This is a genomic window from Amycolatopsis sp. NPDC031561 (genome assembly GCF_055580625.1).
In genome coordinates, this window is the sequence record NZ_JBVILA010000004.1 from 237,347 (window position 1) to 262,334 (window position 24,988).

Sequence of the window (24,988 nt, forward strand, 5' to 3'; positions counted from 1 at the left end):
GGATGCGCTTGATCGGGACCGGTTTGGAAGTGATACCGCGGTCAGCGGACGCATTGTCATTTGCGGCGTTGGTTTTCTTCTGCCTGATTGGTCTACACGGGCCGACCACAGCCAGCTTCCTGCGGCGTTGAGCTGCCGTTTCCCGATTGCCTGCCACAGATGCACCTCCCCGTCGTTGCACAACGAGTCGGTGGAAGATCGAGTGACGTTACGAGCGAAACGCGAAAACCCCGTCACCGGAAAACGGTGACGGGGTTCTTCGTGAGCCTGGGACCTAGTCCAGGTAGTCGCGCAGCACCTGCGAACGCGACGGGTGACGCAGCTTCGACATCGTCTTCGACTCGATCTGCCGGATGCGCTCACGGGTCACCCCGTACACCTGGCCGATCTCGTCGAGCGTGCGCGGCTGGCCGTCGGTGAGGCCGAACCGCAGCCGCACCACACCCGCCTCACGTTCGGACAGCGTCTGCAGCACCGACTGGAGCTGGTCCTGCAGCAGCGTGAACGACACCGCGTCGACCGCGACGACGGCCTCGGAGTCTTCGATGAAGTCACCGAGCTGCGAGTCGCCCTCGTCGCCGATGGTCTGGTCGAGCGAGATCGGCTCGCGGGCGTACTGCTGGATCTCGAGGACCTTCTCCGGGGAGATGTCCATTTCCTTCGCGAGCTCTTCGGGGGTGGGCTCGCGACCGAGGTCCTGCAACAGCTCACGCTGTATACGGCCGAGTTTGTTGATGACCTCGACCATGTGCACCGGGATACGGATGGTGCGGGCCTGGTCGGCCATCGCGCGGGTGATCGCCTGACGGATCCACCAGGTGGCGTACGTGGAGAACTTGTAGCCCTTGGTGTAGTCGAACTTCTCGACCGCGCGGATCAGACCGAGGTTGCCCTCCTGGATCAGGTCCAGGAACGCCATGCCACGACCGGTGTAGCGCTTGGCCAGCGAGACCACGAGCCGGAGGTTCGCCTCCAGGAGGTGGTTCTTCGCCCGCTCACCGTCACGCACGATCCACTTGAGGTCGCGCCGCATCTGGGTGACGAGTTTCTCGCCCTCCTCCTCGGCGTTGCGGACGCGTTCGGCGGCGTAGAGCCCGGCCTCGATGCGCTTGGCGAGCTCCACCTCCTCCTCGGCGTTCAGCAGGGCGACCTTGCCGATCTGCTTGAGGTACGCGCGGACCGAGTCGGCCGAAGCGGTGAGCTCGGCGTCCTTACGGGCCTGGCGCAGCGCCTCGGACTCTTCCTCGTCCCAGACGAAGTCCGGGTTGTCGGAGGTCTTTCCGGCGTTCTTGTCGGTCGAGGTGCGGCGACCGCGGGGAGGCGTCTCTTCGACGTCCTCCTCGGACTCCGCGTCCTCTTCCGTCTCCTCGGTGACGGTCGCATCGACGACGTCCACCTCGACCTCTTCGAGGTCGGACAGATCCGGGGTTTCGAGGTCGGCTTCGTCGAGCTCGCCAGGACCGTCTTCCGGTTCGCCGTCTTCGGTCTTGGCGCCCTTGGTGGTGGGTTTCTTGGCCGGAGCCTTCTTCGCCGGGGCCTTCTTCGCGCCTGCCGCCTTGGCGGCGGTCTTGCGCGCAGCGGGCTTCGCCTCGCCGGTGGCTGCCTCGTCGGCCGGCTCGCCGGTTGCGGTCGCTGTCTTCGTCCCGCTTCGGGTTGCGGTTCTTGCGGCTGCCACTTACGCCCTTTCGCAGCGGTCGAACATGACGAGCCGAGGCGTGATGGTCTCGGCTGCCTCAAACTTCGGGGAACACCCCTCGGCCTGCGGTTTCCCTCGTTCTCGTGGGTGCCGCCGCCGTGGGCCGTGTTCCATTGTAACGACGATACGTGACAGCGTCGCGGCGCGGATCACCACCCGGCGGGCGCGACACGCCGTCCGACCCGCCGAAGTGACATCCGTGGGACGGATGTCAGCACGGGCGCGTCAGTGCTCGATGCCCTCCGCGGCGGCGGCCGCCGCGCCGACGATGCCCGCGTTGTTCTGCAGGGACGCGACGAGCACCGGCGTGCGGATGTCCAGCAGCGGGACCCACTTGTGCGACTTCTTGCTGACCCCGCCGCCGACGATGAACAGATCCGGCCAGATCAGGTTTTCCAGCACGGTGAGATACCTGTTCACCCGTTCCGCCCATTGGGGATACGACAGGTCCTCGTTGTCCTTCACCGACGCCGCGGCCTTCTTCTCCGCGTCGAAACCGTCGACCTCGATGTGGCCGAACTCCGTGTTGGGCACGAGCTTGCCGTCCTGGAAGACCGCGCTGCCGATGCCGGTGCCGAAGGTCAGCAGCGCCGTCACGCCACGCCGCGCGACCGGGTCGCCCCAGCGGATCTCGGCCATGCCCGCGGCGTCGGCGTCGTTCAGCATCGCGATGTCGTCCACGCCGCGGCCGAGGCGCTTGGCGAACAGGGCGTCGGCGTCGGTGCCGATCCACTTGTGGTCGATGTTGGCCGCGGTGTGCGCGACGCCCTTCTTGACCACCGCGGGCAGCGTGACTCCGACGGGCCCGTCCCAGCCCGCCTGGCCGGTGATCTCCGCGACGACGTCCGCCACCGCCTCGGGCGTCGACGGCTTCGGCGTGTCGAACCGGATCCGGTCGCCGATCAGCTGTCCCTCCGCCAAGTCGACCAGCGCGCCCTTGATCCCGCTGCCGCCGATGTCGATACCGAAACCTCGGGTCGCCTCCACCACGGACGTGGTCCCTTCTCGCACGATTCAGAAGCCTGCCTCGGAGACTTTAACCGGATGTGGTGACATGGCGGACGTGGGAGTTGACGAGACGTTGCTGAAGGGTGTCGCCGAGCGTGTCGCGGGCGAGGCCGCCGAACTGGTCCACGAGGCCTGGACCGGGATGAACGCGGGCCGCGAGGTGCGAGTGGACACCAAGTCCGCCGACACCGACGTGGTGACCGCGGTGGACCACGAGTCGGAACGGCTGGTGCGCGCGCGGCTCGCCGAACTGCGCCCGGACGACGCCGTGCTCGGCGAGGAGGGCGGCGGGGTCGCCGGCGACGGGGTGACGTGGGTGGTCGACCCGATCGACGGGACGGTGAACTTCCTCTACGGCCTGCCGTGGTTCGCCGTGTCGGTGGCCGCGCAGGTCGGCGGGATGTCGGTGGCGGGCGCCGTCGTCGAACCGGTCAGCGGGCGCCGCTGGACCGCCGCGCGCGGGCAGGGCGCGTTCCTCGACGGGCGGCCGCTGTCGGTGAACTCCCCGGATCGGCTCGATCTGACGCTCGTCGGCACCGGATTCGCCTACAAGGTCGAACGGCGTACGAAGCAGGCCGGGTTCGTGGCGGAACTGGCCACCCGGGTCCGCGACATCCGGCGCAACGGAGCTGCCTCGCTTGACCTGTGCGCGGTCGCGGCGGGCTGGCTGGACGCCTACGTCGAGCACGGCCTCGGGCAATGGGACTGGGCCGCGGGAGCGCTCATTGCCGCCGAGGCGGGAGCTCTGGTCTCTCTTCCGGGTGAAGACGCCGAGCTGGGACCGGACGCGACCTTCGCGGTGGCGCCTTCGATCGCGACGCCGCTACGTCAGGCGCTGATCGATTCTGGAGTGGGCGTGATCTGAGGGCTCAGCAGGGGGCTTCGCGAGCGGCCTTCAGCAAAGCCTGGTCGATCACCGGCGCGCCGCCGCCCGCCGACTGCTCACCGCCGCCGCTGCCCTGCTGCGCCTTCGACCACTGCGTGAGCTGGTCGAGGACCTTGCGGGCCTCCGCCTTCGGGCGGATGTCGCCGAGCAGGGTGCCGGTGGTGAGCGTGACCGAAGCGTCCTTGCGGTTGTCCTTGACCAGTTCGGCGCACGGGACCACCAGGCTCAGCGTGCGGGCCGCGGCCGCGCCGTTCTCGCCGAAGCGGATCTGGCCGCGGCATTTGGCTTCCGCGTCCTTGTAGGCCGGGTCGCTGGCGGGTTCGACTATCTGGGAGAAACCCAGCTCCCTGAGCGTGTTGGTGGCGATGCCGCCCTGTCCGCGGACCTGGGAGCCGTTGAGCACCTGGACGGCGACCTTGTCCGGCGGGACCGGCGCGCGGTCGTCCAGTCCGTCGTGCGCCATCTGCGAGTAGGTGACACCTTGCTGCGGCACGGGCGGCGGATCGCAGCGGACCCTGGTGTCGATATCGGACCTGCCCGCCACGACATTCACCCAAACGATCACCGCGCCGAGCGCCAGCACCCCGATCACGATGAGTGCGGGCAGCGGCTTGTGCTTGCGGTACGGCCTCGCCCCGCGGTCCCCGATGCCGTTCCCCGACGCCACCTGCCAGTCCCTTCCCCAAAGCCCGGATCCCCGGACGGTGCTTCATCTCACCATCGTGTCCGATCAGCCTAGGCGTTGCGGCGAAGCTGAGCGGCGCGGGCCTCCGGATAGCACCACGTGACGACCGCTCCGGGCAAGCGGCCGAGCCCATGGGGTGAGGTTCCCGACGCGGGGGCAACCCATTCGGACGACAGGCGTCTCAAGACCGGGTTCCCCCTGTTGGGTGACGTAATCGCAGCAATGTCTGACTCGTTGCAGAGCCGGTATCGGCGTGAGCTACCCTTCGCGGGCTCAGGCGGCAGTAAGAGGCGCAAAAGAGAGACCTCGCTCACTGCCCAGTCGGGCACAAACAGGGGCGCTGGGACGTTAACCAGCGGCACGAAGGACTCACGAGCCGCGCGCTCGAGGGTCCGGGCCATCTGACATCGAAAGCATCGCAGGGGTGAGGGACAAATGGCGACCGACTACGACGCTCCGCGCCGCAGCGAAGCCGACGAGCTGGCCGAAGACTCGTTGGAAGAGCTGAAGGCACGGCGCAACGAAAACCAGTCCGGCGTCGTGGACGTCGACGAGGACGCGACCGCCGAAAACTTCGAACTGCCGGGCGCGGACCTCTCCGGACTTTCCGGTGAGGACCTGACCGTGAAGGTCGTGCCCAAGCAGGCCGACGAGTTCACCTGCTCCGTCTGCTTCCTGGTGCATCACCGCAGCAGGCTGGCGGAGGAGAGTGGCGGACGGCTCATCTGCCGCGACTGCGCCTGAGCCTACGGGCACAGGGGACGGCGCGACAGGGGTTTCGGGATCTGAACAGGAATAAGGGGGCCGGCCGCGAGGCCGGCCCCCTTTCCTGTGCCAGGGTGTTTTCTAGGACTTCGAGGCGGGCTGGCGGAGCAGCGCGGCCACCCTCTCCGGGTTCCGGGTGCTGAACAGCCAGTACGGCGTCGGGTCGTCGGGATCGGTGAGCCAGACCCGCACGACCGGGCCGACCCAGCCCCGGTGCAGCACGAAGGCCGCCGGATCCGCGTCGCGGCCGAGCGCCTTCCGCTTCGCTTCCTTGTCGATCACGTCGACGTCGCCGACGAACTTCAGCGGCAGATGCGCGTCGCGCAGCCACAGCTCGGGCTCGTCCCCTCCGGTCACCCGCACGCGGGACCGGCCGAGCGAGACCATCAGCGCGATCACCGCGGGGATCAGCACCACGTACGGCAGCCAGCCGCGGAGCCCGGGATAACCCATGTCGATCTCCGCCGCCAGCAGCCCGCCGCCCAGCAGCGGCAACGGCCAGCCCCACCACGGGACGTAGAGCCGCTCTGAATGCTTGACGGCGCCGCCTTCGGCCGTGTTCACGCTTTCACCCACGTGTTCAGGGTAGTCTCGCCGCCCGTGTCCACCGTTCAGGTACTGCTTTCCCGGATCGATCCTTCGGTCCCCCTTCCCGCCTACGCGCGCCCCGGCGACGCGGGCGCCGACCTCGTCACCACTTCGGATCTCGTCCTCGCGCCCGGTGAACGCGGCGTGGTCGGAACGGGCGTCGCGATCGCCCTCCCGCCCGGGTTCGCGGGTTTCGTCCACCCTCGCTCGGGCTTGGCGGCCCGTGTCGGCCTCTCGGTCGTCAACACCCCGGGCACGATCGACTCCGGGTACCGCGGTGAGATCCGCGTCTGCCTGATCAACCATGATCTCTCCGAGAAGGTCGTGCTCACCCGCGGCGACCGGATCGCGCAGCTGGTCGTGCAACGGGTCGAACAGGCCGAATTCGTCGAGGTCGCCGAACTCGAGCCGTCCGAGCGCGGCGAGGGAGGGTATGGCTCCACGGGCGGACACGCCACACTGGGAGCCGGAGCCAGGGAAGGAACGGAGAACTAGTGGGGATTTTCGGACGCAAGCGCGAGGCCAAGCCCAGCGGACGGCACGCCGCGCCCGAGGCCGAGGACCGCCCCGGCGTCGACAGCGCGGACAGCGGCGAGGAGATCGAGGCCCAGCTGTCGGAGACCGCGGACGGCCCCTTCGACGTCGCGGACGCGCCCGAGGACGGCATCCCGAGGATCGACCTCGGCTCGGTCAAGGTGCCGGTACCCGACGGTTCCCAGGTCCAGGTCGAGATGGACCCGGACAGCGGCGGCGTCCGCGCGGTGCACGTCGTCACCGAACAGGGGCAGATCACCGTCAGCGGTTACGCGGCACCCCGGTCCGGCGGCCTCTGGAAGGACGTCAGCACCGAGCTCACCGAGCAGCTGCGGGCCGACGGCGCCAAGGTCTCGGTCGGCATGGGGGAGTGGGGACTGGAGCTGTCCGCGATCGTCGGTGACGTCGCGCTGCGGTTCGTCGGGGTCGACGGACCGCGCTGGATGCTCCGCGGTGTCATCGCCGGACCGCAGTCGCAGGCGTCGCAGGCGCCCGCGGTGCTGCGCGAGATCGTGCGGCACACCATCATCGACCGCGGTGACGCGCCGATGCCGGTCCGCACCCCGCTGACCATCACGCTGCCCGACGCCGTCGCGCAGCACATCGCCGAGCAGCAGGCTTAAGAACGGGCCCGCAGCCAGGCCAGCACGGTCGCCCGGCCCAGTGATTCCCGGTCCGCGCCGAGGGCGGTGAGCGTCGACTCGCCGACCTCGGCGCGCGGCAGGGCGTCCGCCCAGGCGCGGGCGACCCCGGCCGGATGGATCGGATCGTCCACGCACGCGCCGATCCCCGCGGGCACGTCGAGGCCTTTCAGGTCTTCGAGCGCCGGGGCGGGATGGGCCGCCGCCGTCTGCAAGCTCGCCGCCAGTCCGGCACCGTGCCGCCGCCACGCGCGGCCGAGTTCCGCCGAAAGCCACTCCGGCACGCCGTCCGCCGATTTCGCCAGCGCGCCGTCGACCCCGTTTTCGGCCACCAGATCCGCTGACAGTCGCGCGGCGAGCGATGCGGGTGCTTGCCCGGCGGGGCCGTTCCAGGCCGGGAGCGCGGCGAGCAGGCCGGTGCAGCGGCCCGGATTGCGCGCCGCCCACTCCGCGGAGAGATGCGCGCCGAACGAGATGCCGCCGACGAGCAGCGGACCGTGCTCGCCGGCCAGCCTGTCCAGCTCCTCGAGATAGCCGTCCGCGAGACGGTCTCCCGGGGGAGGCGGCGGGGCGAGCAACCGGATGCCCAGAGCCCGCAGCGGACCGGAGAACACGCTGCGCACGAACACTTCGTCGGACCCGGTGCCGGGGAGTACTACTGCCGTCGTAGGCGGAATAGCGGAGGTCACGTTGCGATCTTCTCCCAAACCGGTTGTCCTGGTCGGTACACAGTTACGCTGGATTACGCACGGGCCGTTCAAGTCGGGGGCCCCGGAGCACAGGAGCACCGTTATGTCCGCCAAAGACGGCGGCTACTTCAGCCGGTTGGTTCGCAAGCTGACCAGCGACGTCGAGGATCTCGACGCCGACGACCTGTCCGAAGAATCCGAGGCCGGCGGCGCGCAGCGCGCCTGTGACTGCCGGTCGGGTCAAGAGGTGACGGTGCTCGGCAGACTCCGCAGCGTGGAGCTCTGCCCGACCAACGAGGCCGCGACACTGCAGGCCGAGCTGTTCGACGGCACGCAGGGTGTGACGCTAATCTGGCTCGGACGCCGCCGGATCCCCGGAATCGAACCCGGGCGAACCATCAAGGTGCGCGGCCGGATGGCCGAACGTGATGGTCAGAAGGTGCTTTACAACCCTTATTACGAACTTCAGAGCCCTGTGAGTTGATCCCGTATCGTGACTGAACCCGCCGGCGGCGAGCAGAAGAACACCGGGAAACCGGACGACGACGACAAAAAGCCTCAGCCCACCCTGCTGGAACAGATGGGTGGGCTGTCGGGGCTGTTCTATTCCTCGCTGCCGGTCATCGTGTTCGTGATCGCGAACGCCATCTTCGGTCTCACGGTGGGCATCTGGGCCGCGGTCGGCAGCGCGGTGGCGATCACCGTGCTGCGGATCGTCCGCAAGGAGCCGCTGCAGCCCGCCATCTCCGGGTTCTTCGGGGTGGCGATCGCGGCGTTCATCGCCTACCGGACCGGATCGGCCAAGGGCTTCTTCCTGTTCGGCATCTGGACGAGCCTGGTCTACTTCGGGGTCTTCGTGCTGTCGATCGTCGTCCGCTGGCCGCTGGCCGGCGTGGTGTGGAACGCGCTCAACGGCAGCGGCCACGCCTGGCGCAAGGACAAGAAGTCGCTGATCGCCTATTCGATCGCGACCGGTGCGATGGCACTGATCTTCGGCGCCCGGTTCGTCGTCCAGCGCTGGCTCTACGACGAGGACTACACCGGTTGGCTGGCCTTCGCGAAGATCGCGATGGGGTACCCGCTGTACGCGCTCGGCCTGCTCGCCGTCGTCTGGGCGGTGCGGCGGTCGGACAAGCACCTCAAGGCCCTCGCGGAAGAAGCACCCGCCGAGGAGACCGACGAAGAGGTCGAGGCGCGCCTGCGCGCCAAGTACGCGCAGGCGCCCGACTCGGCCTAGTAACCCTGCTTTCTAGTAACCCAGAGCGGTCCGGATCTCCGGCTCCACGTCCGACGTCGCCACGAACAGCAGCTCGTCACCCGGCTCCAGCGGGTCTTCGGGCTGCGGCACGATCACCCGGTCACCGCGCAGGATCGTCACCAGTGCGGCGTCACGCGGCAAGTTGATCTCGCTGACGGCCTTGCCCGCCAGCGGGGTCTCCTCCGGGAGGGTGAGCTCGACCAGGTTCGCCTGGCTCTGCCGGAACGTCATGAGCCGCACCAGATCGCCGACGCTCACCGCCTCCTCGACCATCGCCGCGAGCATCCGCGGGGTCGACACGGCGACATCGACGCCCCAGGCGTCGTTGAACAGCCATTCGTTGGCCGGGTTGTTCACCCGCGCCACCACCCGGCGCACCGCGAACTCGGTCTTCGCCAGCAGCGACACCACCAGGTTCGCCTTGTCGTCACCGGTCGCGGCGATCACGACGTCGCACTGCTCGATCCCGGACTCCTCGAGGATCGACACCTCGCACGCGTCGCCCAGCACCCAGTCCGCCTGCTCGACGGTGTGCGGCTCGAACTGGTCGGCCTCGCGCTCGATGAGCATCACCTGGTGGCGCCCGTCGATCAGCTCCGCGGCGATCGACCGGCCCACCGCGCCCGCCCCGGCAATCGCGACCCGCATCAGTTCTCCTCTTCCGGTTCGCGAGCGGCGACGGTGGTCACGTCGCTGACAGTGCCCGATTTCGCGGCTACGTACACGACGTCGTCGGCCTGGATCACGGCCTTGGCGTCGGGCAGTACGGCGGTGCCGAACCGCATGATGAACGCGACCCGCGCGCCGGTGGTGTCCTGCAGATCGCGCACGCTGTGCCCGATCCACCCTTCGTGCAGCGGGAGCTGCAGCAGCGCGACGCTGCCGGACGGGTCCCGCCACTCCGAGGCGACGCCGTCGGGAAGCAGGGTTCGCAGGAACCGGTCGGTCGTCCACGGGACGGTCGCCACGGTCGGGATGCCCAGCCGTTCGTAGACCGCCGCGCGCTTGTGGTCGTAGATCCTGGCGACGACCTTGTCGATGCCGAAGTTCTCCCTGGCCACCCTCGCCGAGATGATGTTGGAGTTGTCGCCACTGGACACCGCCGCGAAAGCACCCGCGCGTTCGATCCCGGCCTCGATCAGCACCTGGCGGTCGAATCCGACGCCGACCACCTGCTGACCGTGGAAATCACTCCCGAGCCGCCGGAACGACTGCCTGCTCTTGTCGATGACGGCGACCTCGTGCCCCAGTCGCTCCAGCGCCGCGGCCAGGGATGCGCCGACCCGGCCGCATCCCATGATCACCACGTGCACGCCCTGCCTCCTTAGTTCGCGGACGTTTCACCCGTCCGCAGGTACCCAGACACACCAGCGCCGAACCTACCGTGAGCACCGCCCGTTACGCTTCTGCGGTGTCGAAGTTCCCGACCGTATTGAAGCGGCTCGTCCTCGGACGTCCATTCCGGAGTGACCGCCTCTCGCATACGCTGCTGCCGAAGCGCATCGCGCTGCCGATTTTCGCGTCCGACGCGTTGTCGAGCGTCGCCTACGCGCCTGAGGAAATCTTTCTGACGCTCAGCGTCGCCGGCTTGTCCGCGTACGCGTTCGCGCCCTGGATCGGGGTCGCCGTCGCGCTCGTCATGCTGGTCGTGGTCGCTTCCTACCGGCAGAACGTGCACGCCTATCCCAGCGGCGGCGGTGACTACGAAGTCGCCAACACCAACCTCGGCGGCAAATTCGGGCTCACCGTGGCCAGCGCGCTGCTGGTCGATTACGTGCTCACCGTGGCGGTTTCGACGTCGTCCGGCGTGGCGAACATCGGTTCGGCCATCCCGTGGGTGGCGCAGCACAAGGTGATTTTCGCCGTCGTCATCGTGGTCGTGCTGACCGCGCTGAATCTGCGCGGAGTTCGCGAATCGGGCAAAACCTTCGCCATCCCGGTCTACGGATTCATCATCGGCATTCTCGGCATGGTGATCTGGGGGCTGATCGAGGCGGCCTCCGGCGCCGACATGCGGGCCGAGAGCTCCTCCTTCGAGCTGCACGAAGAAGCCTCCTTGACCGGTTTCGCGTTCTTCTTCCTGCTGCTGCGGACGTTCTCCTCCGGCGCCGCGGCCCTGACCGGGGTCGAGGCGATCAGCAACGGCGTCCCCGCGTTCCGGAAGCCGAAATCGAAGAACGCCGCGACCACGCTGCTGATGATGGGCGTGCTCGCGGTGACGATGCTGGTCGGCATCATCACGCTGGCGATCATCACCGACGTCAAATTCGCCGAGCACCCGGAAACCCAGCTGACGGGCACCCCGGCGGGCTACGAGCAGAAGACGATCGTCGCGCAGATCGCGCAGGCGGTGTTCTCCGACTTCACACCGGCGTTCTACTACATCTCCTTCGTCACCGGCATCATCCTGCTGCTGGCCGCGAACACCGCGTTCAACGGCTTCCCGGTGCTCGGCTCGATCCTCGCGCAGGACCGGTACCTGCCGCGCCAGTTGCACACCCGCGGCGACAGGCTGGCGTTCTCCAACGGCATCCTGTTCCTCGCGGCGTTCGCGCTGGTGCTGATCATCGCGTTCGACGCCGAGGTCACGAAGCTCATCCAGCTCTACATCGTGGGCGTGTTCGTCTCCTTCACGATCAGCCAGGCGGGCATGATCCGGCATTGGAACCGCTTGCTGGCGAGGGAGACCGACCCGGCGGTGCGGCGGCGGATGCGGCGTTCGCAGACGGTCAACGCCGTCGGGCTCACGATGACCGGAACCGTGCTGATCATCGTGCTGATCACGAAGTTCCTGCTCGGCGCCTGGATCGCGATCGCGGCGATGGTGGCGATCTACATCCTGATGACCGCGATCCGGAAGCACTACGACCGGGTCGCCGAGGAATTGCGCGAAATGGACCGGAAACCGGTCGTACTGCCTTCGCGCAACCACGCGATCGTGCTGATTTCGAAACTGCACCTGCCGACCCTGCGTGCGCTTTCCTACGCCAAGGCCGTGCGGCCCGACGTCCTCGAAGCGGTCACCGTGAACGTCGACGACCTGGAGACGCGCAAACTCGTCCAGGAATGGGACGACCACAATTTCAAGGTGCCGCTGAAGGTGATCGAATCGCCGTACCGCGAGATCACGAAGCCCGTGCTGGACTACGTGAAGCGCGTCCGTGGCGACAATCCGCGCAACGTGGTGACCGTGTTCATCCCCGAGTACGTGGTCGGGCACTGGTGGGAGCAGGTGCTGCACAACCAGAGCGCGCTGCGGCTCAAGGGACGCCTGCTGTTCCAGCCCGGTGTCATGGTGACCAGCGTGCCCTGGCAGCTCGAATCGTCGGAAAAGGCGATCAAACGCGACCGGAAGGCGCGCCCCGCGGCGGGCGACGTGCGGCGCGGTTTCTCCCCCGTGGTCAAGCAGACCGAAAAGCCGAAGGACAAGGAAAAATCAGAATGAGTGTGGACGCGTCGACCGGTACGTGGCTCGGACGGACGATCGAGCTGGAGGTCGGCGCGGTGGCGCACGGCGGGCACTGCGTCGCGCGGGCGGAGGGCCGGGTCGTGTTCGTGCGGCACGCGCTGCCCGGCGAGCGGGTGCTGGCCTCGGTCACCGAGGACAAGGGCGGCGCGTTCTGCCGCGCCGACGCGATCGAGGTCCTGGAGGCCTCACCGGAACGCGTGGAGCCGCCGTGCCCGCTCGCGGCGCCGGGGGAGTGCGGCGGCTGCGATTGGCAGCACGCCACCCCCTCTCATCAGCGTGAACTCAAGGCCGCGGTGGTCATGGAGCAGCTGAAGAGGCTGGCCGGGATCGAGCGCGAGGTCGTCGTCGAGGCACTCGAGGGCGGCCCGCTGGACTGGCGCAGCCGCGTCCGGCTCGTCGCGGGCAAGGACGGCCGCGCGGGCTTCCGGGCACACCACAGTCACCGCGTGATCCCGATCGACGACTGCCCGATCACCGTCCCCGGCGCGCTCGACGACGTGGTTTCGCGCAAATGGCGGCCCGGCAGCGAAATCGAGGTCACCAAGGACGGCGAGGGACACGTGCACCTTCGCGACCTGTCGACGGTCCACGGGAAGACCAAGTCGCGGCAGCTCGCGGGCGGCCTCGCCGTCCAGCACGCCGCCGGCCGCGACTGGCGCCTCGACGCCCACGGCTTCTGGCAGGTCCACCCGGCCGCCGCCGACACGCTCGCCGCCGTCGTCGCGGAATGGGCCGAAGCCCCGCGCGATGGCGTGGCGTGGGACCTGTACGCCGGTGTCGGCCTCTTCGCGTCGGTGCTCGCTTCGCAGGTGGGCCCGCGCGGACGTGTCCTGGCCATCGAATCCGGCCGCCGCGCCGTGTCGGACGGCGAGGAGAACCTGGCCGACCTCCCGCAGGTCCGCTGGCGCTCCGGCCGCGTCGAACACCTGCTGGCCGACGCCCCGAAACCCGTCGACGTCGTCGTCCTCGACCCGCCGCGCAAGGGCGCGGGCAAGGCCGTCGTCGAGTCCATTGTGGAAGGTTCGCCGGACCGGATCGTCTACGTCGCGTGCGACCCGGCGGCACTGGCCAGGGACATCGCGTTGTTCGCCGGGCACGGGTACCGGCTGGTGGACCTGCGCGCTTTCGACGCGTTCCCGATGACGCAGCACGTCGAATGCGTTGCGTTGTTGCAATAACGGCCTATTTGTAGACCGTCGGAATGGATCGGCTTCTTTCGGCTTGTCCGGTTGCCGGGTGCTCGTCATCCTGGGTTTCGTGTTCGAATTTCGGGAAACGAGATCTCTTGCTCTGGTAATCGATGATCGCGGCGGAAAAGGCTGACCCGTGCTCCCCTCGATGCTTCCGCCCGGTATCGCCACACAGGAGGTCAGCTACCGGAGCTGCCGGAAACAGGTCATCTACACGGCGCCCTACGTGTCGGACGGGCCGGTGCTCACCCGGGATCTTCTTGGCAGGCAGGCGTGGGTGTTCATGTACGCCCATTTCGTCTTCACCTGGGGCGAGGGCGCCGTCCAGGTTCAGGTCAGCCACGGAACTCTGAGCGGGCCGAAGATGCCGCTGTGGAAGGGCGTGAGCATAGGGGCCTACTGGTCGGGGCCCGCGCTGGCCGAGTTCGGGCAGGTCTGGGCGCTGAACCAGATCTCCGGGGACCGCGGTACACCGGCGGTCATTTCGGATTCGATTCCCTGAGGACCCTGGGCATGCCGAGGGGCCCGTCGCCAGTGTGGCCGACAGGCTCCTCGGTTCCGTTGTCACGTGACGCGGTGCAGGACGTTGCGCCGGGGTTGTCGTAGCGGATCCAGGTACTGGGGTGGCACGAATTCCGGTATGCCATCGGGTGCCATCCGGACTTGCCAGTCGTCGTGGTGGATGAGCCGGTGATGGAACGAGCAGAGCAGCACGAGGTTGCGGAGGTCGGTGGGGCCGCCGTCCGCCCAGTGATCGATGTGGTGGGCGTGGCAGTGCTTCGGCGCCCGATGACAGCCGGGGAACGCGCAGCCCCCGTCTCGGATGTTCAACGCCCGGCGTTGGCCGGGGGTGACGAACCGTCTCATCCGCCCGACGTCGAGGGGTTCACCGGCGGCGCTAAGGACGGCGGGGATCATCAGGCAGTCGCAGGCGGCCAGTCTGGCTTCGCGGGCGGTGATCCGGCCGACGAAGTCCAAACAGGCGTTCCCGATCCCGGTCTTCAGTTCCTCGAGGCCGATGGTGACGTGCACGAGGGTGCGGTAGCCGGAAGTACCGGGCTGGTCGGGGCAGGCGATCGCGAGGTCCAGCACGTCGGCCCAGGCGTCGCCGCGGCGTTGGGGCAGGGTCCGGTGGTCGGCCTGGCCGAACTCGTCGACCGGGCGTCGTCCGGCGTGGGCGTCCAGCACGGCCGCGGTGCGGGCCCCGGTCTCGGGGTCGAGGAGTCCGGAGAGCTTCCAGAAGCCGTCCTTGCGACGCTCGACGAACACCTCGCGCCGCGGCGGGGCGGGTTCGGGATCCTTCGGTTCGTTCCCGTCCGGGTCCAGACGGGCGAGCAGGTCGGCGCCGGCTTCGGTGATCTCTTTCGGCCCGGCTTTCCGGGCGAGGTCGGCGAGGATCTTTTCCGCGCCGTCGCGCTCGTCCGTGGGCACTTCGGACGGGATCCTGCGGAGAAAGCCGAGGATGAGGTCGATGTGCTGCTCGGCGAGCGCGCCGTCCTCGGCCGCGGCGGCTGTCGCGGGCGCGAACACCGTTCCCGTGCCACCGACCTCCGGGACGGGGTTGAGCGCCAGCGCCCGGTTCACCACGTCCTGCGCGTCACCGTGGGAAATCCGGGCCACGTCAGCGAACCAGCGTGACGCGCTCCCGTAGCCGAACAAGTCTTCCGCGCCCCGCGTTTCGACCTCGGCCAGGTATTTCCCCAGCCCGGCCGAGGCGACCCTCATCACCTGCAACAGGTGTGTGACGCCGTGGGCAAGCTCCAGCTTGCCGGCGCGCCACAACTCCTGCGGCAGTTCGGGAATGAGGGTCTCGGACACCCCTTCACAATACCGAAATCCCCCGAACAAATGTTCGTAATTTTAAGCGACAACGCTTATTGCACATTGACCACTAGAGGGTGAATCGGCGCGGAAGACCTTGTGACGCACAGTTTCTCGTGAGCGCTGAGAACAGTCACGCCTGCTGCGGTGTGCGGCGTGGCCAGGTCCAGGCGGAGCGCAGGATGAAGGCCAGGAGCAGCACCTCGAGTCCGATGGAGAGGCCGTAGAAATAGGAGTAGGTCCAAGTCTCCCCTGCCGCGTTGAAAATCGAGACGGGGATGTACAGCGTTGCGACGACGACGTTGACGGCACGGCTAACGCGGGCGGGAAGGGTCACGGAGAGCAGGATCATGAGGATCGGGACGGCCATGAGCGCGAGTGCGATGGTGACGAAGGTCGGGCCGGTGTCGAACTCGTAGACGATGCCGGCCAGGAGGCCGTCGAGGAAGCCAGGCTTGTAAAGGGCGAGGTAGTCGACGTAGATGTAGAGGAACATGAAGCTGGTCCATGCCGCCGCGAGTTTGGCCCGCACGGGCATGCGCGGATCTTCCAGCGTGTTCTGGGACGGCGCGTTCTCTGGTGCGGTGCGGGATTGAGGCGTTCTCATCACGATGCTCCTTGGCTTGCTCGGGTGGGTGCTTTCACCTTCACGGACGCCGGTGGCGGGCACATCGGCCGCGGAGCCTGGTTCGACCTGGCCGTTGGCACAGCCGGACTCTTGTACTTTCGGCGGAGGCACCGGGCACGCGGGCTGCCTAGGCTGATCAGATGGCCACCAACGCGCTCCGCTCGCTGTGGGCCGAACCTCGACCTGCGAATGCCCCGGGCCGGGGGCCGCGGGACTGGGCTTTGGTCGCAGTACTGATCTGCTGGTCGGTGGTGGAAGTGGTGCTTCGCCAGGACCTGGCGCCACGCCCGCTGTTGCTCATCGCGGTGCTGGCGGTCCTCGGCCCCCTGCTGTGGCGACGTACGCACCCGCTCGTCGCGGTCGTGGTCTCCTTCGGCACGTTGACGAGCGTCGACCTCGTCAGAATTCTCACCGGGTCGCAAGGCGCCCTGCTGAACAGCAGCATCGCGGTGCTGATCCTGGCCTACGCCTTGTTCCGGTGGGGCTCCGGCCGGGAAGCCGCGAGCGGCCTCGGCGTCATCCTGCTCTGGCTGGCCGTCATCATCACCCTCGGCGCCGACACCACCACCCTGGCGGAGGCGGTCGCGGGATATGCGTTCTTCCTGTTCGCCGCCGCGCTCGGCACCGCGATCCGCTATCGCGCGAAGATCCGCATCCGCGACATCGACCAAGCCAAGGCCCTCGAACGCGAACAGCTCGCTCGCGAGCTCCACGACACCGTCGCCCACCACGTCTCGGGCATCGCCATCCAGGCCCAGGCAGGACGCGCCATCGCGGCCTCCCACCCCGAGCGTGCCGTCGAGGCCCTGGCCGTCATCGAGGACGCGGCGACCCGCACCCTCACCGAGCTGCGCGCTATCGTCGGCGTGCTCCGTGCCGCACAGGACACCGAGTTCTCGCCGCAGCCCGGCGTGGCCGAGGTCGGGCAGCTCGCCACCGACGGCCAGACGGGTCCCTGCGTCGAGGTGACGCTGTTCGGCGAGTTCGACGACCTCAGCCCGGCGGTCGGGGCCGCGATCTACCGCCTGGCCCAAGAGTCCATCACCAACGCTCGACGGCACGCCCGTCACGCGACCCAGGTCACCGTCGCCGTCACAGGCGACGCCGACGAGGTGCGGCTGACCATCGACGACGACGGCTCCGCCGCCGGCGGCCGCGCCCCGGCAGGCTACGGCCTGGTGGGCATGCGCGAACGCGTCTCACTGCTCGGCGGCACCTTCCACGCGGGCCCCGCCGCCGAGCGGGGCTGGCGGGTAGAGGCGGTCTTGCCTCGAATCGGGACGCCACGATGAGCATCAGGGTCCTCATCGCCGACGACCAGCCCATCGTGCGCACCGGGCTGACCATGCTGCTCGACGCCCAACCCGGCATCGAAGTGGTCGGCGCGGCCGCCGACGGGCGCGAGGCAGTCCGCCTGGCACTCCAGCTGCGCCCCGACGTCGGCCTGTTCGACATCCGAATGCCGCTGATGGACGGCATCGAAGCCACCCGACGCCTCGCCGGCCCCGACGTCACCGACCCCCTGCCGATCGTGGTCATCACCACCTTCGACCTCGACGAGTATGTCCATGGGGCGCTCAAAGCCGGCGCCCGCGGGTTTCTGCTCAAGGACGCCGGACCCGCCCTGCTGACCCAGGCCATCCACGCCGCCGCCGACGGAGACGCACTGATCGCGCCCAGCGTGACCGTCCGACTGCTCGCGGTGTTCGCTCAGGCGCATACCCCACCACCGAGGCAGCCGATAGAACCGCTCACCGCCCGCGAGGAGGAAGTCCTCGTGCCGGTAGCCCGGGGCCGCACCAACAATGAGATCGCCGGCGAGCTCTATATCACCCCAAGCACCGTCAAAGCCCACCTCGCCAGCCTCATGCGAAAGCTCGGCGCCCGAAACCGCGTCGAGGTCGCCATGTGGGCCCACGAGACCGGCCGCGTCTGACGCCGCAAAGGCTCCGCCGCCGGAACACATCGGTCGTCTGTCAAACCCCTATCGAGGGGTAAGTCAAAGGTGGCGTTGTGGCTGAACTCAAGGTGAGCGAGGGCGTGACTCGCGTGATTGGAGCCGGATCTCGCGTGATCAGAAGGCGAACTCCGTGATCCGGCTCCAATCACACGTGCAGCCGGTTCAGCAGGTCAGGCCGGACGGAGCGCACCTTCGTCCGTTCCAGGATCGTGAGTTTCGCCGTGTCCCCGCACGCGGTGCAGAGCACGAGGAGCCAGGCGTCGATGAGCTTGTGGTTCGCGTTGACGCGGAACTTGCCACTCGCCCGGAAGCGACCGGACGCGCACGCGTGGCAACGGCGGCGGGCGAGTGGCAGGCAGGCACGGTAATGGCACCGGTGGGGCCGCTCCACTGGTTTTCGGGCCAAGCGAAGGCCCCCTAGCCGAAGCCAGGGGGCCTTCTCAAGCACCTTTAAGCGCGCGCATCCTCCTTCAGCAGGTCCGCGCACTTCTCGCCGATCGCCATCGTCGTGATGCACGGGTTCACCGCGACCAGGAACGGCATCGCCGAACCGTCGGCGACCCGCAGGCCTTCGACGCCGCGCACCCGCAGCCGCGCGTCCAGCACGGCCAGCGGGTCGTCGTCGCCGCCCATTTTCGCGGTGCACGCGGGGTGATAGACCGTGTTGTGCGTCTTGCGCAGGTAGTCCGCGATCTCGTCGTCGGTCTTGACGTCCCTGCCGGGCGCGAGTTCCGTGCCCGCCCATTCGTCCAGCGCGGGTTGTTCGGCGATCTTGCGGGCCAGTTTGATGCCGTAGGTCATCACGCGCATGTCGTGCTCGTCGGTGAAGTAGCGCGGATCCACCTTCGGCTTGTCCCGGTAGTCACGGCTGCGCAACCGCACGGTCCCGGTCGAGCGCGACCGGGTGACGTTCGGGGTCAGGCAGAACCCGTTCTCCGTGGTGGGATAACCCTGCCGGAGGGTGTTCATGTCGAACGGCACGGAGCCGTAGTGGAACATCAGGTCCGGCCGGTCGAGGCCTTCCTCCGTGCTGGTGAAGATGCCGATTTCCCACCATTGCGTGGATTCGGTGGTCATCGGCTGCAGCGCGTCCCACTGGATGACGCCCTCGGGGTGATCCTGCAGGTTCTCGCCGACGCCGGGGGAGTCCACCAGCACGTCCACGCCGACTTCGCGCAGATGCGCGGCCGGGCCGATTCCCGACAGCATCAGGAGTTTCGGGGTGTCGATCGCGCCCGACGACAGGATGACCTCGCGCCGGGCGCGCAGCTTGACGCCGTGGATCAGGTCGTCGGCCAGGTATTCCGCGCCGGTGCAGCGTTTGCCGTCGAACAGCAGCCGCCGGACGCGAGCGCCGGTGATGATCTCCAGGTTCGGCCGCTTGCCGATGATCGGGTGCAGGTAGGACACCGACGCCGACGACCGCGTGCCGTCTTCGCGCGCGTTGATCTGGAACCAGTTCGCGCCGTGCGTGACGGTCTTGCCCGAGTTGAATTCCGTCCTCGGGATGCCCGCCTGTTCGCACGCCTGCAACAGCGCGACACCGGTCGGGTCGTTCGGCGGCACCGAGCGGATGGTCACCGGGCCCGAGCGGCCGTGGTGGTCGCCGGGGCCGTCGTTGGTCTCAAGACGCTTGTACAGCGGGAAAATGTCCTGGGCGGACCAGCCCGGAAGGCCGAGCGACGCCCATTCGTCGAGGTCTTCCGCCGGTGCCCAGAACGCGATGCACGAGTTGTGCGACGAGCAGCCGCCGAGCACCCGCGCGCGGGCGTGGCGCAGGAAGGAGTTTCCGGAGTCCTGCGGTTCGACCAGGTAGTCCCAGTCGTAGCCGGATTCCAGCAGGGCCATCCACTTCGTCAGCTCCAGCACCGCCGGGTCGTCCACATCGGACGGTCCGGCTTCCAGGAGCGCCACGGAGACGTCCGGGTCTTCCGAGAGTCTCGCCGCGACCACCGAACCCGCCGTCCCGCCGCCGACGACGATGTAGTCGAACTCTCCGGTCACTGTGCTGCCTCCTCGGGGTGTGCTTCCGCGGCGTGATCGGCCAGGACGCCGCTCTTGTGCCGCAGGACGAACCAGTAATACGCGAAACCGACGACGGCCACCGCGCCGACGAACAGCACGGCCCCCCATTCGAGGTACCAGTGGTAGGGCTCGGTCGCGTTGTAGACCTCGCGCCGCGGCCACGCCAGGTTCACCACGATCGCGCCGCCCCACAGCACGCCGACGATGTTGACCGGCAGGCCCAGTTTGCCGAGCGAGAAGTACTTGGTGCCCTCGGCCTTGGGCGGCGGCCACTGGCCCCGGAAACGCTTGACCAGCATCGGGATGGTGACCAGCAGGTACGCCAGGTAGATCATGATGATGCCGATGCTGGTGATCACCGTGAAGATCTGCGGCTGGCCGACGTTGACCACCAGGATCAGCACCGCGATGACGCCGGACACGATCGCGGGGATCACCGGCGTCTTCGTCTTCGGCGACACCCGCGCCAGGTGCTTCCCGGCGGGCAGGTTGTTGTCGCGGCCCATCGCGAACATCATCCGGATCGACGCCGACTGCACGGCCAGGTTGCACACCGTGATGGCGATGACGACCGCCAGCAGGAAGATCGTGCCGATCGTGCTGCCGAGGACGTCCTTCACGATGAACTGCAGCCCGCCCGTGGCGATCTCCGGGTTGTTGATGTCACCGACGGCCATCAGCGCCAGGATCAGGATCAGCCCGCCGATGACGAACGACGCGATCAGCGCCCGCAGGATCGCCTTGGGCGCGTTCTTGCGCGGATCGTGGGATTCCTCGCCGAGCGAGCTGGCCGTGTCGAAGCCGTACATGACGTAGGTCGACGCGAGCGAGGCGACCAGGAACGCCCCGAAGTAGCCCCATGGCTGGTCGGCGCCGGTGTTGTTGGTCTGCATGACGACCTCGGGGCCGCGCGTGATGTTCACCGCGAGCGCGATGATCAGCAGGACCGCGGCGACCAGTTCGATGAACACCCCGGCGCTGTTGATCCGCGCCATCAGCTTGACGCCCCACGCGTTCACCAGCGTGGTGAACAGGATCAGGAGGGTGCCGAGGATGACCGCGTTCACCGCGCTGTCGCCGGAGAACGAGAAGAACGACGAGATCTGGGGGAGCGTGATCTGGTATGCCAGCGCGACGGCGGCGATGCTGACGATCGAGGCGGTCAGCATCATCCACCCGGCCATCCAGGCGACGTGCGGGCTGCCGAGCCGTTTCGACCAGTTGTAGATCGATCCGGCGACCGGGTAGTGCGCGGCCAGTTCGGCGAACGACAGCGCGACCATCAGCTGGCCGACGAACACCATCGGCCACGACCACCAGTAGGCGGGCCCGCCGAAGCTGAAGCCGAAGTAGAACAGCTGGAAGGTGCCCGTCAGGATCGAGATGTAGCTGATCCCGGCGGCGAAGGTGTGGAAATTGCCGAGCGTTCTTTCGAGTTCCTGTTTGTAGCCGAAACCGGCGAGGCCGTCGTCGGAAGGAGTACTCATCGGCACTTCCCGTCTTTAGTTGGACGCCGGCTCCCCTGAGAACCAGCGCTGTGGTTCGGGCCGGAGGTTCTGGTAGATGTGCTTCGCCTCCACGTACTCGGCCAGACCGGTCGGGCCGAGCTCGCGTCCGAAGCCGGATTGCTTGTAGCCGCCCCATTCCGCCTGCGGCAGGTACGGGTGGAAGTCGTTGATCCAGATCGTGCCGTGCCGCAGCCGGTTCGCGACCCGCTGCGCGCGGGAGGCGTCCGAGGTGAAGACAGCGCCCGCGAGGCCGTAGTGGGTGTCGTTGGCGATGCGGACGGCGTCGTCCTCGTCGGTGAAGGTCTCGACGGTGAGCACCGGGCCGAACGACTCGTCGACGACGGCGCTGCTGCCCTGCTTCACGTTGTCGAGGATGGTCGGCAGGTAGTAGTGCCCCTTCGCGAGCTCGCGATCGTCGGGGCGTTTGCCACCGGTGCGCAGGACAGCGCCTTCTTCGAGAGCCGCGGCGACGTACCGTTCGATCTTTTCCACATGGGCGGCCGAGATCAGCGGACCGGTTTCAGCCTTCGGGTCGAAAGGTCCACCCAGTCGGATCAGTTCGGCACGGCGGACGAGTTCGTCGACGAACCTGTCGTGCCACTCCTCTTGGACGATCAGCCGCGCGCCCGCCGAGCAGACCTGGCCGGAGTGCAGGAACACCGCGGTCAGCGCGTAGTCCACGGCGGTGTCGAAGTCCGAGTCGGCGAAGACGACGTTCGGGTTCTTGCCGCCCAGTTCCAGCGCGACCTTCTTGATCGTCGCGGCGGCGGACGCGGCGATGATCTTCCCGGTCGCGAGCCCGCCGGTGAACGAGACGAGATCGACATCCGGATGCTCCGAAAGAGGCGCCCCGGCCTGCGCGCCGGCGCCGAGCACCAGGTTCGCGACGCCGCCGGGCAGCCCGGCCTCGGTCAGCAGGTTCATCAGCATCATGCAGGTGTGCGGCGTCAGTTCGCTGGGTTTGAGGACGAAGGTGTTGCCCGCCGCGAGCGCGGGGGCCACCTTCCAGATGGTCTGCAGGAGCGGGTAGTTCCACGGCGTGATCAGCCCGCAGACGCCGACCGGCTCGTGCACGATCCGGCTGAACGCGTCCGGGTTGCCGGTGTCGACCACCCGGCCCGCGTCGTTGGCGGCGAGTTTGCCGAAGTAACGCAGGCACGCGGCGATGTCGGCCATGTCGTACTTGCTCTCCACCAGCCGTTTCCCGGTGTCGAGCGACTCGGCGCGGGCGAAGGCCTCGGCGTCGCGGTCGAGCAGGTCCGCGACCTTCAGCAGCAGGTCACCGCGTTCGGGGGCGGGGGTGTTCGGCCAAGGGCCGGTGTCGAAGGCCTTCCTCGCGGCGGCGATGGCCGCTTCGGTGTCCTCACGGGTGCCTTCGGCGACTTCCGCGACCAGCGACCCGTCAGCGGGGCAGCGGATCTCCCTGCGACCACCGCCGATCGCGTCGACCCACTCGCCACCGATGAAAAAGTCCGCCATCAAGCCCTCCGAAACCGGCTCCTGCTCAACCGTTGATCAGCGATTATCGCGGCCACCCGACGTGACCGCTACTTGGCAAACGAGACCATGTTCACACCGTCGGGTGCCGTGTGGTGATTTTCTGACATGTGACCCGTGACGCGGGGGACGGAAGACTCTCAGGCGCCCTCCGTAGACTGGCTGGAACGGCGGAATGAGGAACCAGGCGAGGTGGGAGAGTGACGTTGCTCGAGTCCGTGCACGGACCGGCCGACTTGAAGCGGATGGACCAGGAACAGCTCGGCGAGCTGGCCGCGGAGATCCGCGACTTCCTGGTCGAGAAGGTGCGGCTCGCCGGTGGTCACCTCGGCCCGAACCTGGGTGTGGTCGAGCTGACCATGGCGCTGCACCGGGTCTTCGACTCGCCGAACGACGCCATCGTGTGGGACGTGGGTCACCAGGCCTACGTGCACAAGATCGTCACCGGCAGGCACGACGGCTTCGGCAAGCTGCGCCAGCTCGGCGGCCTCACCGGCTACCCGGCGCGCTGCGAGAGCGAGCACGACCTCGTCGAGAACAGTCACGCGTCGACCGCTCTGTCCTATGTGGATGGTCTGGCGAAGGCGTTCGAACTCGGCGGTGGCGGCAGGCACGCGATCGCGGTCGTCGGCGACGGCGCGCTGACCGGCGGCATGTGCTGGGAGGCGCTCAACAACATCGCCGCGAACCCGCGGCGCCCGGTCGTCATCGTCATCAACGACAACGGCCGCTCGTACTCGCCGACCATCGGCGGCGTCGCGGATCACCTCGCGGCGCTGCGGCTCAAGCCGGGTTACGAGCGCGTTCTGGACCGCGGCAAGGAACTGCTGCGGCACACGCCCATCGTCGGCAAGCCGATCTACGCGGCGCTGCACGCGGCGAAGGCGGGGCTCAAGGACGCGCTGAGCCCGCAGATGATGTTCTCCGACCTCGGCCTCAAGTACCTCGGGCCGGTCGACGGGCACGACCTCGGCGCGCTGGAGAAGGCTTTCCAGAGCGCCCGTGACTTCGGCGGCGCGGTCATCGTGCACGTGGTCACCGAAAAGGGTCACGGCTACGAGCCCGCGGTGACCAACCAGGCCGACCAGATGCACCAGACCGACCCGATCGACCCGGAAACCGGCCTGCCGCCGGTCAAGGGCCCGAGCTGGACCGGTGTCTTCGCCGACGAACTGGTCAAGATCGGTGCCGACCGCGAGGACGTCGTCGCGATCACCGCGGCGATGCTGCGCTCGACCGGGCTGCACAAGTTCGCCGAGGCGTACCCGGACCGCTGGTACGACGTCGGCATCGCCGAGCAGCACGCGGTGACCTCGGCCGCCGGTCTCGCGATGGGCGGCAAGCACCCCGTCGTCGCGGTCTACTCGACCTTCCTGAACCGCGCGTTCGACCAGGTCCTGATGGACGTCGCGCTGCACCGCCAGCCGGTGACGCTGGTGCTGGACCGCGCCGGGATCACCGGGCCGGACGGGCCGAGCCACCACGGCATGTGGGACCTCTCGCTGCTGGGCATGGTGCCGGGCATGCGGGTCGCCGCGCCGCGTGACGCCGGCACGCTGCGCGAGGAACTGCGCGAGGCCGTCGCCGTCGAGGACGGGCCGACGGCGCTGCGGTTCTCCAAGGGCGGCGTGATCGACTCCGTTCCCGCCGTCGAACGCGTCGGGGTGGTGGACGTGCTGCGCAAGCCGTCCGGCGACGCCGACGTCCTGCTGGTCGCGGTGGGCGCGTTCGCGATGCTCGGGCTCGCCGCCGCGGACAGGCTGGCCGACCAGGGCATCGGCGTGACCGTGGTGGACCCGCGCTGGGTCGTCCCGGCGCCCGCCGAACTGGTGGCGCTGGCCGAGCAGCACAAGCTGGTCGTGAGCGTCGAGGACAGCGGCCGCCACGGTGGTTTCGGTTCCGCGCTGGCCGCGCTGTTCCGCGACGCCGAATGCGACGTGCCGCTGCGGGATCTGGCCGTGCCGCAGGTGTTCCACGACCACGGCTCGCGCGAGGAGGTGCTGGCCCGCGTCGGGCTCACCGCGCAGGACGTCGCGCGGCGGGTCACCGAGTGGTCCGCGAACCTGGCGAGCCGGACGCCCGCGCCGGAGGACACGCACCGCTGAGTTGTGTCATGAAAGGGTCTTTCAAGACGAAATCT

25 protein-coding genes are annotated in these 24,988 nt (G+C 68.3%); 12 read left to right on the plus strand and 13 right to left on the minus strand.

Going from position 1 to position 24,988, the window contains the following annotated elements:
- Positions 1 to 274: 274 nt before the first annotated feature.
- Together ACZ5IK_RS12725 and ppgK are read right to left on the minus strand one after the other, a co-directional pair.
- Positions 275 to 1,675 carry an RNA polymerase sigma factor gene (locus ACZ5IK_RS12725; protein WP_101606600.1) on the minus strand — a complete coding sequence of 467 codons (1,401 nt, stop codon included), beginning with the start codon at positions 1,673 to 1,675 and terminating at the stop codon, positions 275 to 277.
- Between the two features lie 246 nt (positions 1,676 to 1,921).
- A complete protein-coding gene (gene ppgK, locus ACZ5IK_RS12730; RefSeq protein WP_168214538.1) occupies positions 1,922 to 2,683 on the minus strand; it encodes a polyphosphate--glucose phosphotransferase in 762 nt (253 codons plus the stop codon).
- 67 nt (positions 2,684 to 2,750) lie between these two features.
- On the opposite strand from ppgK, the gene ACZ5IK_RS12735 reads away from it, so the two are divergent.
- Complete coding sequence (locus tag ACZ5IK_RS12735) at positions 2,751 to 3,569, plus strand: inositol monophosphatase family protein (protein ID WP_465487827.1); 819 nt, start codon at positions 2,751 to 2,753, stop codon at positions 3,567 to 3,569.
- A gap of 4 nt (positions 3,570 to 3,573) precedes the next feature.
- Here ACZ5IK_RS12735 and cei read toward each other — a convergent pair whose 3' ends face one another.
- On the minus strand, positions 3,574 to 4,257 hold the full coding sequence (gene cei / locus ACZ5IK_RS12740; protein WP_465487828.1) for an envelope integrity protein Cei: 684 nt from the start codon (positions 4,255 to 4,257) through the stop codon (positions 3,574 to 3,576).
- Positions 4,258 to 4,710: 453 nt separating this feature from the next.
- Here cei and ACZ5IK_RS12745 point away from each other — a divergent pair, with 453 nt between their 5' ends.
- Positions 4,711 to 5,019 (plus strand): DUF4193 domain-containing protein, encoded by a 309-nt coding sequence (locus ACZ5IK_RS12745; RefSeq protein ID WP_005164528.1) that lies wholly within the window; start codon positions 4,711 to 4,713, stop codon positions 5,017 to 5,019.
- Between the two features lie 102 nt (positions 5,020 to 5,121).
- Here ACZ5IK_RS12745 and ACZ5IK_RS12750 read toward each other — a convergent pair whose 3' ends face one another.
- Positions 5,122 to 5,616: a DUF3093 domain-containing protein gene (locus ACZ5IK_RS12750; RefSeq protein ID WP_465487829.1), complete on the minus strand. Its 495-nt coding sequence runs from the start codon at positions 5,614 to 5,616 to the stop codon at positions 5,122 to 5,124.
- Between the two features lie 24 nt (positions 5,617 to 5,640).
- Between ACZ5IK_RS12750 and dut the strand changes: the two genes are divergently transcribed.
- The gene (gene dut / locus ACZ5IK_RS12755) at positions 5,641 to 6,123 is read left to right on the plus strand and encodes a dUTP diphosphatase (RefSeq protein WP_465487830.1); all 483 of its coding nucleotides are present in this window, start codon (positions 5,641 to 5,643) and stop codon (positions 6,121 to 6,123) included.
- On the plus strand, positions 6,123 to 6,785 hold the full coding sequence (locus ACZ5IK_RS12760) for a DUF3710 domain-containing protein (RefSeq protein ID WP_410602058.1): 663 nt from the start codon (positions 6,123 to 6,125) through the stop codon (positions 6,783 to 6,785). Before dut ends, ACZ5IK_RS12760 begins: the two co-directional genes overlap by 1 nt.
- Here ACZ5IK_RS12760 and ACZ5IK_RS12765 read toward each other — a convergent pair.
- On the minus strand, positions 6,782 to 7,492 hold the full coding sequence (locus ACZ5IK_RS12765) for an alpha/beta fold hydrolase (RefSeq protein ID WP_465487831.1): 711 nt from the start codon (positions 7,490 to 7,492) through the stop codon (positions 6,782 to 6,784). The genes ACZ5IK_RS12760 and ACZ5IK_RS12765 overlap by 4 nt on opposite strands.
- A gap of 103 nt (positions 7,493 to 7,595) precedes the next feature.
- On the opposite strand from ACZ5IK_RS12765, the gene ACZ5IK_RS12770 reads away from it, so the two are divergent.
- Complete coding sequence (locus ACZ5IK_RS12770) at positions 7,596 to 7,976, plus strand: OB-fold nucleic acid binding domain-containing protein (protein ID WP_192745386.1); 381 nt, start codon at positions 7,596 to 7,598, stop codon at positions 7,974 to 7,976.
- A 9-nt stretch (positions 7,977 to 7,985) separates the two neighbouring features.
- Positions 7,986 to 8,729, plus strand: a complete 744-nt coding sequence (locus ACZ5IK_RS12775) for a DUF3159 domain-containing protein (protein ID WP_101606606.1) — start codon at positions 7,986 to 7,988, stop codon at positions 8,727 to 8,729.
- 12 nt (positions 8,730 to 8,741) lie between these two features.
- Here the strand turns inward: ACZ5IK_RS12775 and ACZ5IK_RS12780 are convergent, their stop codons facing one another.
- Positions 8,742 to 9,398 carry a potassium channel family protein gene (locus ACZ5IK_RS12780; RefSeq protein ID WP_007033567.1) on the minus strand — a complete coding sequence of 219 codons (657 nt, stop codon included), beginning with the start codon at positions 9,396 to 9,398 and terminating at the stop codon, positions 8,742 to 8,744.
- Positions 9,398 to 10,063 carry a potassium channel family protein gene (locus ACZ5IK_RS12785; protein ID WP_465487832.1) on the minus strand — a complete coding sequence of 222 codons (666 nt, stop codon included), beginning with the start codon at positions 10,061 to 10,063 and terminating at the stop codon, positions 9,398 to 9,400. The genes ACZ5IK_RS12780 and ACZ5IK_RS12785 overlap by 1 nt, the downstream gene beginning before the upstream one ends.
- A gap of 98 nt (positions 10,064 to 10,161) precedes the next feature.
- Here ACZ5IK_RS12785 and ACZ5IK_RS12790 point away from each other — a divergent pair, with 98 nt between their 5' ends.
- The 3 genes from ACZ5IK_RS12790 to ACZ5IK_RS12800 all read left to right on the plus strand — a co-directional run bounded on the left by ACZ5IK_RS12790 (position 10,162) and on the right by ACZ5IK_RS12800 (position 13,911).
- Positions 10,162 to 12,195: an APC family permease gene (locus tag ACZ5IK_RS12790; RefSeq protein ID WP_465487833.1), complete on the plus strand. Its 2,034-nt coding sequence runs from the start codon at positions 10,162 to 10,164 to the stop codon at positions 12,193 to 12,195.
- Positions 12,192 to 13,397, plus strand: a complete 1,206-nt coding sequence (locus ACZ5IK_RS12795) for a class I SAM-dependent RNA methyltransferase (protein ID WP_465487834.1) — start codon at positions 12,192 to 12,194, stop codon at positions 13,395 to 13,397. The genes ACZ5IK_RS12790 and ACZ5IK_RS12795 overlap by 4 nt, the downstream gene beginning before the upstream one ends.
- A 160-nt stretch (positions 13,398 to 13,557) precedes the next feature.
- Positions 13,558 to 13,911: a hypothetical protein gene (locus ACZ5IK_RS12800; protein WP_465487835.1), complete on the plus strand. Its 354-nt coding sequence runs from the start codon at positions 13,558 to 13,560 to the stop codon at positions 13,909 to 13,911.
- Between the two features lie 62 nt (positions 13,912 to 13,973).
- Here the strand turns inward: ACZ5IK_RS12800 and ACZ5IK_RS12805 are convergent, their stop codons facing one another.
- On the minus strand, positions 13,974 to 15,227 hold the full coding sequence (locus ACZ5IK_RS12805; RefSeq protein WP_465487836.1) for an HNH endonuclease signature motif containing protein: 1,254 nt from the start codon (positions 15,225 to 15,227) through the stop codon (positions 13,974 to 13,976).
- Between the two features lie 136 nt (positions 15,228 to 15,363).
- Complete coding sequence (locus tag ACZ5IK_RS12810) at positions 15,364 to 15,837, minus strand: DUF6326 family protein (RefSeq protein WP_465487837.1); 474 nt, start codon at positions 15,835 to 15,837, stop codon at positions 15,364 to 15,366.
- A gap of 161 nt (positions 15,838 to 15,998) precedes the next feature.
- On the opposite strand from ACZ5IK_RS12810, the gene ACZ5IK_RS12815 reads away from it, so the two are divergent.
- Positions 15,999 to 17,150, plus strand: coding sequence for a sensor histidine kinase (locus ACZ5IK_RS12815; protein WP_465487838.1), 1,152 nt, complete (start codon positions 15,999 to 16,001; stop codon positions 17,148 to 17,150).
- Positions 17,147 to 17,794, plus strand: a complete 648-nt coding sequence (locus ACZ5IK_RS12820; protein WP_465487839.1) for a response regulator — start codon at positions 17,147 to 17,149, stop codon at positions 17,792 to 17,794. Before ACZ5IK_RS12815 ends, ACZ5IK_RS12820 begins: the two co-directional genes overlap by 4 nt.
- A 169-nt stretch (positions 17,795 to 17,963) precedes the next feature.
- Here the strand turns inward: ACZ5IK_RS12820 and ACZ5IK_RS12825 are convergent, their stop codons facing one another.
- The 4 genes from ACZ5IK_RS12825 to ACZ5IK_RS12840 are packed head-to-tail and all read right to left on the minus strand — an operon-like array spanning position 17,964 to position 22,830.
- Positions 17,964 to 18,224: a DUF1062 domain-containing protein gene (locus ACZ5IK_RS12825; protein WP_465487840.1), complete on the minus strand. Its 261-nt coding sequence runs from the start codon at positions 18,222 to 18,224 to the stop codon at positions 17,964 to 17,966.
- Between the two features lie 44 nt (positions 18,225 to 18,268).
- Positions 18,269 to 19,822 (minus strand): GMC family oxidoreductase, encoded by a 1,554-nt coding sequence (locus ACZ5IK_RS12830; RefSeq protein ID WP_465487841.1) that lies wholly within the window; start codon positions 19,820 to 19,822, stop codon positions 18,269 to 18,271.
- Positions 19,819 to 21,330, minus strand: coding sequence for an APC family permease (locus tag ACZ5IK_RS12835; protein ID WP_465487842.1), 1,512 nt, complete (start codon positions 21,328 to 21,330; stop codon positions 19,819 to 19,821). The genes ACZ5IK_RS12830 and ACZ5IK_RS12835 overlap by 4 nt, the downstream gene beginning before the upstream one ends.
- Before the next feature lie 15 nt (positions 21,331 to 21,345).
- Entirely contained in the window at positions 21,346 to 22,830 is a 1,485-nt protein-coding gene (locus tag ACZ5IK_RS12840) for an aldehyde dehydrogenase family protein (RefSeq protein ID WP_465487843.1), read from the minus strand.
- 218 nt (positions 22,831 to 23,048) lie between these two features.
- Between ACZ5IK_RS12840 and dxs the strand changes: the two genes are divergently transcribed.
- Positions 23,049 to 24,953, plus strand: coding sequence for a 1-deoxy-D-xylulose-5-phosphate synthase (dxs, locus tag ACZ5IK_RS12845; RefSeq protein WP_465487844.1), 1,905 nt, complete (start codon positions 23,049 to 23,051; stop codon positions 24,951 to 24,953).
- Positions 24,954 to 24,988: the final 35 nt, after the last annotated feature.

What these genes read in the sequence shown, in the direction of transcription:
- ACZ5IK_RS12735 (WP_465487827.1), top strand. Translation starts at nt 2,751, where the DNA reads ATGGCGGACGTGGGAGTTGACGAGACGTTGCTGAAGGGTGTCGCCGAG.
- ACZ5IK_RS12795 (WP_465487834.1), top strand. Translation starts at nt 12,192, where the DNA reads ATGAGTGTGGACGCGTCGACCGGTACGTGGCTCGGACGGACGATCGAG.
- ACZ5IK_RS12800 (WP_465487835.1), top strand. Translation starts at nt 13,558, where the DNA reads ATGCTTCCGCCCGGTATCGCCACACAGGAGGTCAGCTACCGGAGCTGC.
- ACZ5IK_RS12770 (WP_192745386.1), top strand. Translation starts at nt 7,596, where the DNA reads ATGTCCGCCAAAGACGGCGGCTACTTCAGCCGGTTGGTTCGCAAGCTG.
- ACZ5IK_RS12820 (WP_465487839.1), top strand. Translation starts at nt 17,147, where the DNA reads ATGAGCATCAGGGTCCTCATCGCCGACGACCAGCCCATCGTGCGCACC.
- ACZ5IK_RS12745 (WP_005164528.1), top strand. Translation starts at nt 4,711, where the DNA reads ATGGCGACCGACTACGACGCTCCGCGCCGCAGCGAAGCCGACGAGCTG.
- ACZ5IK_RS12815 (WP_465487838.1), top strand. Translation starts at nt 15,999, where the DNA reads ATGGCCACCAACGCGCTCCGCTCGCTGTGGGCCGAACCTCGACCTGCG.
- ACZ5IK_RS12810 (WP_465487837.1), bottom strand. Translation starts at nt 15,837, where the DNA reads ATGAGAACGCCTCAATCCCGCACCGCACCAGAGAACGCGCCGTCCCAG.
- ACZ5IK_RS12840 (WP_465487843.1), bottom strand. Translation starts at nt 22,830, where the DNA reads ATGGCGGACTTTTTCATCGGTGGCGAGTGGGTCGACGCGATCGGCGGT.
- ACZ5IK_RS12780 (WP_007033567.1), bottom strand. Translation starts at nt 9,398, where the DNA reads ATGCGGGTCGCGATTGCCGGGGCGGGCGCGGTGGGCCGGTCGATCGCC.
- ACZ5IK_RS12835 (WP_465487842.1), bottom strand. Translation starts at nt 21,330, where the DNA reads ATGAGTACTCCTTCCGACGACGGCCTCGCCGGTTTCGGCTACAAACAG.